General features: G+C 73.7%; 1 pseudogene. It reads left to right on the plus strand.

The window, feature by feature from the left end:
• A pseudogene (gene purH, locus A6V29_RS21480) lies at positions 1-316 on the plus strand (bifunctional phosphoribosylaminoimidazolecarboxamide formyltransferase/IMP cyclohydrolase); the annotation flags it as partial.

Genomic DNA, 316 nt, shown 5'->3' on the forward strand with positions numbered 1-316 from the left:
CACCGCGCGACGGATCGCCGACGCCGGCATCCCGGTGACGCCGGTGGAGCAGGTGACCGGCTTCCCCGAGTGCCTGGACGGGCGGGTGAAGACGCTGCACCCGGCGGTGCACGCCGGCATCCTCGCCGACCGGCGCCGGGCCGAGCACGCGGCACAGCTCGAGCAGCTCGGCATCGCGGCCTTCGACCTCGTCGTGGTCAACCTGTACCCGTTCACCGAGACGGTGGCCTCGGGCGCCAGCTCCGACGAGTGCGTCGAGCAGATCGACATCGGCGGGCCCGCGATGGTGCGCGCCGCGGCCAAGAACCACCCGTCG

Source organism: Blastococcus sp. CCUG 61487, from assembly GCF_005222955.1.
Taxonomy (GTDB): domain Bacteria; phylum Actinomycetota; class Actinomycetes; order Mycobacteriales; family Geodermatophilaceae; genus Blastococcus.